This is a genomic window from Pseudomonas sp. (assembly GCF_049645325.1).
GTDB lineage: Bacteria > Pseudomonadota > Gammaproteobacteria > Pseudomonadales > Pseudomonadaceae > Aquipseudomonas.
In genome coordinates this window covers 1-10,565 of sequence record NZ_JBARTQ010000689.1, presented here as the reverse complement: position 1 = coordinate 10,565, position 10,565 = coordinate 1, and the positions used below count along the sequence as shown (strand labels likewise).

6 protein-coding genes are annotated in these 10,565 nt (G+C 62.5%); 2 read left to right on the top strand and 4 right to left on the bottom strand.

The window, feature by feature from the left end; translation table 11 throughout:
- Positions 1-247 precede the first annotated feature (247 nt).
- Genes WBB95_RS29325 through WBB95_RS29310 form a run of 4 tightly spaced genes read right to left on the bottom strand, consistent with a single transcriptional unit; the run spans position 248 to position 8,993 of the window.
- A complete protein-coding gene (locus tag WBB95_RS29325; protein ID WP_424490767.1) occupies positions 248-1,660 on the bottom strand; it encodes an efflux transporter outer membrane subunit in 1,413 nt (470 codons plus the stop codon).
- On the bottom strand, positions 1,657-4,782 hold the full coding sequence (locus WBB95_RS29320) for an efflux RND transporter permease subunit (protein ID WP_424490766.1): 3,126 nt from the start codon (positions 4,780-4,782) through the stop codon (positions 1,657-1,659). Before WBB95_RS29320 ends, WBB95_RS29325 begins: the two co-directional genes overlap by 4 nt.
- 4 nt (positions 4,783-4,786) lie before the next feature.
- Positions 4,787-7,849, bottom strand: a complete 3,063-nt coding sequence (locus WBB95_RS29315; RefSeq protein ID WP_424490765.1) for an efflux RND transporter permease subunit — start codon at positions 7,847-7,849, stop codon at positions 4,787-4,789.
- Positions 7,850-7,862: 13 nt separating this feature from the next.
- Positions 7,863-8,993, bottom strand: coding sequence for an efflux RND transporter periplasmic adaptor subunit (locus WBB95_RS29310; protein WP_424490764.1), 1,131 nt, complete (start codon positions 8,991-8,993; stop codon positions 7,863-7,865).
- Between the two features lie 240 nt (positions 8,994-9,233).
- Here WBB95_RS29310 and WBB95_RS29305 point away from each other — a divergent pair, with 240 nt between their 5' ends.
- Together WBB95_RS29305 and WBB95_RS29300 are read left to right on the top strand one after the other, a co-directional pair.
- A complete protein-coding gene (locus tag WBB95_RS29305; RefSeq protein WP_424490763.1) occupies positions 9,234-9,839 on the top strand; it encodes a TetR/AcrR family transcriptional regulator in 606 nt (201 codons plus the stop codon).
- 192 nt (positions 9,840-10,031) lie between these two features.
- Positions 10,032-10,490 (top strand): REP-associated tyrosine transposase, encoded by a 459-nt coding sequence (locus WBB95_RS29300; RefSeq protein ID WP_424490762.1) that lies wholly within the window; start codon positions 10,032-10,034, stop codon positions 10,488-10,490.
- Positions 10,491-10,565 lie beyond the last annotated feature (75 nt).

The following is a 10,565-nucleotide window of genomic DNA, read 5'->3' as shown; positions in this document are numbered from 1 at the left end:
GCCTTGGAGGCCGCTATCGTAGGCAAGCCAGCTCCCACATTTTTTGGATCGTGGGGCATCAGCAGGATAGAGGTCGCCATGGAGGTCGCTATCGCAGGCAAGCCAGCCCCCACATTTTTTGGATCGTGGGGGCATCAGCAAGATAGGGGTCGCCCTGGAGGCCGCTATCGCAGGCAAGCCAGCTCCCACATTTTTTGGATTGTGGGGCATCAGCAGGATAGAGGTTGCCCTAGGCTGCTCCCACCTATCAAGGCTGCCAACCGCCGCCCAGGCTCTGGATCAACGCCACACTGCCCTGGCTCAACTGCCCCTGCGTATCACGCAAACTCTGCTCGGCCTGCAGTAGCACAAGCTGCTGGGTCAACACCGCCTCCCGGCTGACCGTCCCGGCGCGCAACTGCGCCTCCTGGCTGCCAAACAACTGCTGGTTGCGCTGAAAAACCTGCTGGAACGCATCCGCCTGGGTCTGCAGATGATTAATCGCCGACAAATTGTCCTCAACATTCTGCAACGCACTCAGCACCGTGCCTCGATAGTTGGCCGCGACCTGGTCATAACTGGCCTCCGCCTGCTTGACCGCCGCCTCCCGCGCGCCGCCGTCAAAAATCGTCTCCGCCAGCGCCGGCCCCAAGGTCCAGATGCGATTGGGCAATGAAAACAACCCACCCAAGGCACTGCCCCGGTAGCCAGCGGTAGCGGTCAGGTCCAGGGTCGGGAAAAACGCCGCCTCAGCCACGCCAATCCTGGCATTCGCCGCCGCCGCCGAACGCTCAGCCGCCACCACGTCCGGCCGACGTTGCAGCAAGGTCGACGGCAAGCTCAACGGCGGGCGCGGCAGCACAAAGGTGAAGTCCTCGCGCGGCGCCACGCTGAACTCACTCGGCGCCATCCCCACCAGCACCGCCAGCGCGTGTTCGTATTGCTCACGGTCACGCAGCGACGTCTGCAGGTCGGCAATCGAGGTGGTCAGTTGGTCCTGGGCCACCAGCAACTGGTCGTTGGTGGCGACGCCCTGGGTGAATTGGGCCTGGATCATGTCCAGCAATTGCTGGTTGATGGTCTGCTGCTGTTGCAGCAGGCGCACGTCGATATCCATTTGCCGCAGCGCCAAATAATTGCTCGCCACACTGGAACTGATGGACAAACGCACCCCGGCCAGCAACGCATCCGATTGCTGCGCCGTCGCCTGGCTCGACTCAATACCCCGGCGTACCAGGCCCCACAGGTCCGGCTCCCAACTGGCGGTCAAGGTCGCGCTGACGCTGTTTTTGACCCCGCTGGATGCCGTGGTCGTGGTGGTGGAACTGCTGCCATCACCGCCCTCGCCGCGCGAACCGGACAACCCCACACCCACCGTCGGCCATAGCCCGGCACGGCTCGACGCCACTTGCGCCTGGGCCAGCCGATAGGCCGCCTCTGCAGCAATGATCGACTGGTTGGCCTTGGCCGAACGCGCCACCAGGTCGTTCAGCACCGGGTCCTGGTACGCCAGCCACCATTGGCTGTCGAGCGCGCCTTGAGGGTTGGACGCCGCGCGCTGCCACTGCGCGCCTTCCTTGAACGACTGCGGCAGCTGCATCGCCGGCTTCTGGTAATCCGGCCCGACCATGCAACCGCCAAGGGCCAGGGCGATAAACAGCACGCTGTATCTGAGTTTCATGACCTTGCTTCCTTGTGCCGCCCCAGGCGTTGGGACGCCCGGTCGAGCCAGAGGTAAATCACCGGGGTGGTGTAGAGCGTCAGCACCTGGCTGAGCAACAACCCGCCAATAATCGAAATCCCCAACGGCCGGCGCAGTTCCGAGCCGTAGCCGGTGCCGAGCACCAGCGGCAATGCGCCGAGAATCGCCGCCAGGGTGGTCATCATGATCGGCCGGAAACGGATCAGGCAGGCCCGGCGGATTGCTTCCTTGGCGCTGAGGCCGAATTCGCGCCGCTCGGTAATCGCGAAGTCGATCATCATGATCGCGTTCTTTTTCACGATACCGATCAACAGAATCACGCCCACCAACGCGATGATCGACAGCTCGGTGCCGGTCAGCAACAAGGCGATCAGGGCGCCGACACCCGCCGAAGGCAAGGTGGACAGGATGGTCAGCGGGTGCATCAGGTTCTCATAAAGAATGCCCAGCACGATGTACACCGAGAGCAACGCGGCGACAATCAGCAAAGGCTCGCTGGCCACCGACGACTGGAACACCTGGGCCGTGCCGGCAAACTGGCCGGTGACACTGGCGGGCATGCGCAGTTGCTTCACCGCATCATCCACCAGCGCAGTTGCCTGGCCGATGGACGTGCCGGGGGCGAGGTTGAACGAGACGGTCACCGCCGGGAACGTGCCTTGGTGGCTGATGGAAATGGCCGTGCGTGCCACCGCGTTATCCGCCAGCGCCGACAGCGGCACCAGAGGCGCCGGGTTGGCCAGGTTCGGGGCGGCCGTGGTGCCCTTGGTCGACACCGCCTGGTTGCCGCTCGGCACATAAATACCCTTCAGCGCCGAGGGATCGGTCCAGTATTCAGGAGCGATTTCCATCACCACGTGGTACTGGTTCGCCGCGCGGTAGAGGGTCGAGACCTGGCGCTGGCCGAAGGCGTCGTAGAGCGTCTGGTCCACCGCCGACATGCCCACGCCGAGCCGCGCCGCCGTGTCGCGGTTGATGTGCACATTGGCCAGCAGGCTGTTGTCCTGCTGGTCGGTATTGAGGTCGGTCAGTTGCGGCAACGTGTGTAGCACGGCCACCACTTTCGGTACCCATTCATCCAGTGACGACTGGTCGTCGGCGGTCAGGGTGTATTGATACTGCGCGCCGCTTTGCCGGCCGCCCACGGTAATGTCCTGGGCCGACTGCAGGAACAGCTTGGTGCCCGGCAAATCGCCGAGGGTATGGCGAATTTGCCCGATTACGTCGGTGGCGCTGTCTTTGCGCTCGCCCAAAGGCTTGAGCAGCACAAACATCTGCGCACTGTTGACCGCCCCGCCACCCCCGCCCCCGCCGCCGACAAACCCGGCAGCGGTTTCCACGTTGGGGTTTTTCATGACTTTACGGTTGATCTCGGTGAAGTCTTTTTGCATCGCCCCGTAGGAAATACTCTGCGCCGCAATGATGCTGCCTTGCAGGCGCCCGGTGTCCTCCTGCGGGAAAAAGCCCTTGGGCACCAGCACGTACAGCACGCCTGCCAGCACGATCACCAGCACCGTCACCAAGCCCATCAGGCTCGAATGGTCGATGACCCAGCCCAGGGTGCGGTCGTAGAAGCGATGAAAACGCGAGTCCGGGTGTTCATTGCCTTCGTGGATCTCCTTGGGCGCGCGCAGCAACACGCTGGCGAGCATCGGCGTGACCGTCAGCGAGATCACCATCGAGATGACGATGGCCACCGACAACGACACCGAAAATTCCCGAAACAGCCGCCCGACGATCCCGCCCATCAGCAACAGCGGAATGAACACCGCCACCAGCGACACGCTGATGGTCAGTACCGTAAACCCCACTTCCTGCGCACCGGCCATGGCGGCTTCCACCCGGCTCTTGCCGCGCTCCAGGTGGCGCATGATGTTTTCCACCACCACGATGGCGTCGTCCACCACAAAGCCGGTGGAGATGGTCAGCGCCATCAGCGACAGGTTATTCAGGCTGTAGCCGAGGAAATACATGGCGCCAAAGGTGCCGAGCAATGACAACGGCACCACGATGGCCGGCACCAGGGTGCTGCGCCAATCCCGGAAGAAGCCGAAGGTCACCAGTGTCACCAGCAGGATCGACGCCAGCAACGTCACTTCCACGTCATGCAGCGACGCGCGAATGGTGGTGGTGCGGTCCATCAGCAGGTTGAGCTTGATCGACGCCGGGATCGAGCTTTGCAGAAACGGCAGCGAGGCTTTGACCGCGTCCACCGTGTCGATCACGTTCGCGCCGGGCTGCTTGAACACCACCAGCAGCACCGCCGGCTTGCCGTTGGACAGGCCGAAGTTGCGCAGGTCTTGCACGTCTTCACGCACGTAGCCGAGGTCAGAAATGTGGATCAGGTCGCCGTTACGCGCCTTGACCACCAGTGGCCCGTACTCGTTGCTGTCGAGCAGTTGGTCATTGGCGCCAATGCCATAGGAGCGGTCGCCCACCGCCACGTTGCCCTTGGGCAGGTTGGCGTTGGAGGCGCTGATGACCTGGCGCACCTGCTCCAGGCTGACGCCGTATTGATTCAGGCGGTCGGGGTTGAGTTCGACGCGCACCGCCGGCAGTGCGCCGCCGCCCACGGTCACGTCACCCACGCCAGTGGTTTGCAACAGGCGCTGCTCCAGCACCGTCGAGGCAGCGTCATACATCTGCCCCGGCGTGGCGCTGTCGGAGGTCAGGCTGATGATCAGGATCGGCGAGTCCGCCGGGTTGACCTTGCGGTACGTCGGGTTGCCGGACAAGTCGCTGGGCAAGTTGCTGCGCGCGGCGTTGATGGCCGCCTGCACGTCCCGCGCCGCGCCGTCGATGTCCCGGCTGAGATCAAACTGCATGGTAATACGCGTCGAGCCCAAGCTGCTCGCGGACGTCATCTGCGTGACCCCGGCAATCTGCCCGAACTGGCGCTCCAGCGGCGTGGCCACGGAGCTGGCGACCGTGGTCGGGTCGGCGCCGGGCAACGAGGCACTGACGCTGATGGTCGGGAAATCGACTTCCGGCAGCGGCGCCACCGGCAACAGGTTGAACGCCAGCACGCCAAACAGGGCCAGCCCGGCCGCCAGCAAGGTGGTGGCAATGGGGCGGCGGATAAACGGCGCGCTGAGGTTCATCGCATCAATCCACGGCAACCGGGCGACGGCTGAAGCGCTGCCCCAGGCCGTGCATGGCGAGGAAGATCACCGGGGTGGAAAACAGCGTGAGCAACTGGCTCAGTAACAGCCCGCCAATGATCGCAATGCCCAGCGGGTGGCGCAGTTCCGAGCCAATCCCGGTGCCCAGCGCCAGGGGCACCGCGCCGAACAGCGAGGCCATACTGGTCATCAAGATGGGCCGAAAACGCAACTCGGCCGCCTGGCGTATCGCCTCGACCGGACTCAAACCGCCCTCACGTAACAGCTCCAGGGCGAAGTCGACCATCATGATGCCGTTTTTCATGACGATGCCGATCAGCAACACAATGCCGATCAAGCCAATGATGTCGAATTGCGTGCCCGTCACCAGCAACGCCAGCAACGCGCCAAGAGCCGCTGACAACAGGGTCGAAAGAATCGTCACCGGGTGCACGAAGCTCTCGTACAGAATCCCCAGCATCAGGTACACCACCACAATCGCCGCCAGCACCAGGAACACCTGGTTGGACAGCGACGCCTGGAACGTCGCCGCCGCGCCTTCGAGGTTGGCCTGCACCGACAGCGGCAGGCCCACCTTGGCTTCAATGTCCTGCAGGCGCGTCACTGCTGCGCCCAGCGTCTGCCCGGGCGCGAGGTTGAACGACACATCGGCATAGGGAAACTGCCCGAGGCGGTTGATGGTCACCGGCGTGCGCACCACCTCCATGGTCGCCATGCTCGACAGCGGCGCCACGCCGCCAGCGGGAATGTCCACGTACAAACCGGTGAGCAAATCCGGCAGGTTGCGCGGCGGGTGATCGGTGGCGATTACCACGTGGTACTGGTTGAGCTGGGTATAGATGGTCGACACCTGCCGCTGGCCGAAGGCGTCATACAGCACATCGTCGATGGCTTGCGGGGTGATGCCCAAGCGCGAGGCGGTGGCGCGATCGAAGGTCAGCTTGATCTGGTTGCCGAACTGCATGGCCTGGCTTTGCACATCGGTGAACATCGGGTCTTGCTTGATGGCAGCAAGTAATTTGCCGGTCCATTGTTCCAGCTCATCCGGGTCGGTGGCTTGCAGGCCCAGGCGGTAGGTGGTGGTGGACACGGTGGCGTCGAGTGTCAGGTCCTGCACCGAGTGCAGGTACAGGCGGATACCGGCGTCATCGGCATTCGCGTCGGCCAGGCGGCGGATCACGTCGGTGCTGCTGTCACGCTCGCCACGCGGCTTGAGGTTGATCAGCAAATTGCCCTGATTGATGGTGGGGTTGGTCTGGTCGATGCCGACGAACGACGACAGGCTCTGCACCGCCGGGTCCTTGAGGATGCGCGCCGCCAGGCGTTGCTGTTCGACCTGCATCTGCTGAAACGAAACGGTCGGCGAAGCCTGGGAAATGCCCTGGATCAAGCCGGTGTCCTGGTCGGGGAAAAAGCCCTTGGGCATGATCACCAGGGTGAACAACGTCAGCGCGGCGGTGAGCACCACCGAGATCAACGTCAAGGTGCGGTGCGCCAGCACCCAATCCAGGCCGCGCACGTAGTGGCTGTTGATGCGGTCGAAGAAATCCGCGCGGCGCTCCTCGTGTTTGGACTTGAGCATGCGCGCGCACATCATCGGCGTCAGCGTCAGGGAAATGAACGCCGAAATCACGATGGTCACCGCCACGGTCATGGCGAACTCACGGAACAGCCGCCCGACCACGTCGCCCATGAACAGCAGCGGAATCATCACCGCAATCAGCGCGATCGACAGCGAAATAATCGTGAAACCGATCTGCTCGGCGCCCTTGAGCGCCGCCTGCAACGGGGTGTCGCCCGCCTCCAGGTAGCGCGTGATGTTTTCGATCATGACGATGGCGTCGTCGACCACAAAGCCGATGGCGATGGTCAGCGCCATCAGCGTCAGGTTGTTCAGGGAAAAGCCCAGGGCGTAGGCCACCGCCAGCGTGCCGATCAGCGTCAGCGGAATAGTCACCGCCGGAATAATCGTGGCCGGCACGTTACGCAGGAAGGCGAAAATCACGATCACCACCAGCAAAATCGCCAGCCCCAGCTCGTACTGCACATCGGTGACCGAGGCGCGGATGGTCTGAGTGCGGTCAGTCAGCACCGCGACCTTCAGCGTGCCCGGCAAACTGGCGCGCAATTTGGGCAGCAATTGCTGCACGCGGTCGACCACCTCGATCACGTTGGCGCCGGGTTGACGCTGGATATTCAAGACGATTGACGGGGTGTCGTTGGTCCAGGCAGCTTGCCGTGGGTTTTCCGGGCCCTGGGTCGAAGTGGCTATCTGCGACAGGCGAATCGGTGCGCCGTTTTTATAGGCGATCACCAGGTCGCGGTATTCCTCGGCCGATTGCAGCTGGTCGTTGGCGCCGATGGAATACGCCTGGAATTTGCCGTCGATATTGCCCTTGGCCTGGTTGACGTTGGCGGTGCCCAAGGACGTGCGCAGGTCATCCAGTGACAGGCCGAGGCTGTTCAGCGCCGACGTGTTGGCCTCGACCCGCACCGCCGGGCGCTGGCCACCGCTGATGGTGACCAGGCCGACGCCGGTGATCTGCGAGATTTTCTGCGCCAGGCGCGTGTCGGCCAGGTCTTCGACCTTGGTCAGCGGCAGCACGTCGGAGGTCAACGACAAGGTCAGTACCGGCGCATCCGCCGGGTTGACCTTGCTGTACACCGGCGGGTACGGCAGGTTGGCTGGCAGGAAAGTGCCCGCTGCGTTGATCGCGGCCTGCACCTCCTGTTCGGCCACATCCAGGGACAGCGACAAATCAAATTGCAGGGTCACCACCGAAGCGCCGTCGGAACTGGTGGAGTTCATCGACTTGAGCCCCGGCATTTCGCCGAGCTGGCGTTCCAGGGGTGCGGTGATCGACGAACTCACCACGTCCGGGCTGGCGCCAGGGTATTGGGTGAACACCTGGATAGTCGGGTAATCGACCTCCGGCAGCGCCGACACCGACAACAAGTGGTAACCCAACAAGCCGAGCAATAGCACCGCGACCATCATCAGCGTGGTGGCGACGGGGCGTTCGATAAAGGGCCGCGAAATGTTCATGTTCGGCAGCCCCTCACTCGGCGACGACCTTCACGGGCGAGCCATCGTCGAGTTTGTCGGCGCCCTCGGTGATCACCTGTTCTGCGGCCTTGACGCCGTTTTCGAGCACCGCCGAAACGTCCCCGGTCGACGGGCCGGTCTTGATCGTGCGCAGGCTGGCCTTGTTGCCGTTGACCACAAACACGAAGTCGCCCTTGCTGCCGTGCTGGATGGCGCGGGTCGGCACCACGGCGATCTGGCTCAAGGTGTCGGCCTTCAGGCGCGCATTGACGAATTGGTTGGGAAACAGCGCATTGCCCGAATCATCGAACTGCGCCTTGACCTTGATCGTGCCGGTGCTGGTGTCCACCTGGTTATCCAGGGCCAATAGATTGCCAGTGGCCAGCAGGGTTTTCTTGTTGCGGTCATAGGCCAGCACCGTGACGTTGCCACGGGCCAGGGCCTGATTGATGGCACCGAGGTCATCCTCGGGCACCGCGAACACCACGGTGGCCGGGTTCATCTGGGTGATGACCACGATCCCGGTGGTGCTCGCGGTGGTCACATAGTTGCCCGGGTCTACCAGGCGTAACCCGACCACGCCATCCACCGGTGAGGTGATGGTGCAATAGCTCAGTTGCACTTCAAGATTTTGCACATTGCCTTGGTCGGCCGCGACGGTGCCTTGTTGCTGCTGGACCAGGGACGCCTGGGTGTCGAGGGTTTGCTGGCTGGTGGAGCCAGCCTTGACCAGGTCGCGGTAACGCGCCAAATCACGCTGGGCGTTGCTCAATACGGCTTGGTCGTGGGCAAGCGTGCCTTTGGCGACGGCCAATTGCGCCTTGAGCGCGCGGTCGTCGATGCGGGCGATGACCTGGCCCTTGCTGACGTGCTGGCCCTCCTTGAATTCCACGCTGGTGAGGATGCCATCGACCTGGCTCACGACCGTGACACTGCGAGTCGGAGTGACAGTGCCGAGGGCGTCGATGTACACCGGCACGTCCTGCAAGGCCACCGGCACCACTGCGACCGGCTCGCCGGGAGAAGGAGGCTTGCCCTTGTGGGCGCCGCCAAAAAAGAAGTGCATGCCCAAAATAATCACCAACGCCACCAGCAACAACGCGCCGATGACCCAGGCAAACGTACGTCGTCTGCTTTTCTCCACGGTTTCTCACTCGAACGCCGAATACAGGACAAAACGACCGGCGTTATCACCGCGTCGCTGACCTGAACTCTAGCAGCGCGCCCGGCGCCTGCCTGTACTACCGTGAATGCGTTCAGCATCAAGACAGACAAAGTCTCTGTAATGCCCGTGATACAAGGGCTGAGCCTGTATTCTTGAGCGCTGCGTCAAGCCGGTGCTACCATGCCCGACCGCCTGTCATGGCAAGGAAGTTCCTGGTTTATGAGCACCATTCGCGAGCGCAACAAACAATTGATCCTGCGGGCGGCCAGCGAGGAGTTTGCCGACAAGGGCTTCGCCGCGACCAAAACCAGCGACATCGCCGCCAAGGCCGGGCTGCCCAAGCCCAATGTCTATTACTACTTCAAGTCCAAGGACAACCTCTACCGCGAGGTACTCGAAAGCATTATCGAGCCGATCCTGGCTGCTTCCACGCCGTTCAACCCCGATGGCGACCCCAAGGAAGTGCTGAGCAACTACATCCGCTCGAAAATCTGCATCTCCCGCGACCTGCCATTTGCCTCCAAGGTGTTCGCCAGCGAAATCATGCACGGCGCGCCCCACCTCAGCACCGAGCAGGTCGAGCAGCTCAACGCCCAGGCCAAACACAATATCGACTGCATCCAGAACTGGGTAGATCGCGGCCTGATCGCCGCCATTGACCCCAATCACCTGATGTTCAGCATTTGGGCGGCGACGCAGACCTATGCCGATTTTGACTGGCAGATCTCGGCGGTGACGGGTAAAGCCAAGCTGGATGAGGCGGATTATGAAGCGGCGGCGGTGACGATTATCCGGTTGGTGTTGAAGGGGTGTGAGCCGGATTGAGGGAGGGTGGTGCCTGCTCCCTTTCACAGTTCCGTGTACCAGACACACAATGTATGAAGGCCGCAGAGCCTATGTGGGAGCGGGCTTGCCCGCGAAAGCGCCCTCCCAGACACATCCTGCCAACAGCCTGTCGATCAGCATCCATCACCAGGATCTAGCCTCTCAGAACACTATCTGAAGGGAGGCAATGGAATGCCTGATCACGCGACCTCACACCGCCTGCGCATCGGCCGGTACAGCGAATCAAATCGCACCTACCTGATCACCACCAACACCCACGAACGCGTACCGATATTCAGCGACTTTCACCTCGGTCGCCTGGTGGTCTGGCAGTTCAGATTGGCCCAGTACCAAGGGCTGGCTAACTCCCTGGCCTGGGTGGTGATGCCTGACCACTTTCACTGGCTGATCGAACTGAAAAAAGGCTCGCTGGGGGATCTGCTGTGCCAGGTGAAATCCAAAAGCACTCGGACTGTGAACGGTGCCACGGGCCGCAAGGGGCGGCTGTGGCAGACCAGCTTTCATGATCGTGCGCTGCGCCAGGAAGACGACTTGGTGAAAATGGCCAGGTATGTTGTCGCCAACCCTCTGCGGGCCGGGTTGGTGAAGCGGATTGGCGACTATCCGCTGTGGGATGCGGTTTGGGTATAGAGCCGAGACCGAGTCGCCGCCTTCGCGAGCAAGCCCGCTCCCACATTGGATTGGGTTCACAGATTTCTATTTGTG